This window comes from Mesorhizobium sp. M4B.F.Ca.ET.214.01.1.1, assembly GCF_004791545.1.
GTDB classification, from domain to species: Bacteria; Pseudomonadota; Alphaproteobacteria; order Rhizobiales; family Rhizobiaceae; genus Mesorhizobium; species Mesorhizobium abyssinicae.
Window position 1 is genome coordinate 1 of the sequence record NZ_SRUX01000052.1, and the last position, 786, is coordinate 786.

The window sequence follows — 786 nt, forward strand, 5'->3', positions numbered from 1 at the left end:
GGCATCCCGTTCATATTCGTCACCGGGTATGACCGGACCATTGTCCCAAGCGAATTCTCGGGCGTTCGGCGTCTTGTGAAACCCGTTATGCCCGATGACCTCATCAGGCATCTAATCGAGCTGACCTAAGTTCAACGGCGCCTCAGGCCGCGAGCACCCAGAAGCTCGGCAATATCGGCAATCAATTCGCGAGCCCTAGCCAGTTCCGCCGCCGCCTGCTTGGTGAAGCGGTCATTTTCTTCGCGAAGTTTTTGCGCCCGTTTCAGGGCTGCCGCGCTGATATCGAGGGAAGTCGAAGTGTCCATGTCGACCAACTCTAGGAGCGAGCAAATGTTCCGTTTGGGCGGCGGAACTTAAGGCCATTAGCCGCCTTGTCTCAGCATGGGCACCGAGACCAAGGTGGAAAAGGGAGAACGCCACGTTCGCGAAGGCAGGGCACGCATTGCTCGCCAGCGCAAACTCATCGATGAGATGACGCTCGACGGCCACCGGACCGAAGTGGCCCGAGGTCTATTGCAAGACTTCGAGGCGGTGCAACGCGAACTTGAAATGCACCTGGACTTCCTGCGCACCTTTAGCTGATGAGTGTTCGACATTGCGCGTCTGGCGCATCGGAGCCTGGCTGCTCAAAAAGGCTCAATTTGAATTTCAAAAATTTGGCTCCTATTTTAGGCCGGTGACCGAAGCGCCTATGAATGCAGGGGTGCAAGCGATGGCTACGCTGTTCGGGAACCGGAAGCGCTATCTCAAGGCTCTCCGGATCGTTGCCGCGACAGAGCGTTCAAT

Annotated in this window: 3 protein-coding genes; 2 read left to right on the plus strand and 1 reads right to left on the minus strand. The window is 56.9% G+C overall.

All coding sequences use genetic code 11. From position 1 onward, the window contains the following. Positions 1–131 precede the first annotated feature (131 nt). Entirely contained in the window at positions 132–305 is a 174-nt protein-coding gene (locus EN857_RS35045) for a hypothetical protein (RefSeq protein ID WP_189521682.1), read from the minus strand. Positions 306–381: 76 nt separating this feature from the next. On the opposite strand from EN857_RS35045, the gene EN857_RS33245 reads away from it, so the two are divergent. Both EN857_RS33245 and EN857_RS35290 read left to right on the plus strand, forming a co-directional pair. Then, the gene (locus EN857_RS33245; RefSeq protein WP_135859681.1) at positions 382–582 is read left to right on the plus strand and encodes a hypothetical protein; all 201 of its coding nucleotides are present in this window, start codon (positions 382–384) and stop codon (positions 580–582) included. A 13-nt stretch (positions 583–595) separates the two neighbouring features. Beyond that, on the plus strand, positions 596–786 hold a 191-nt coding region (locus tag EN857_RS35290; protein ID WP_210235157.1), incomplete at its 3' end, for a hypothetical protein.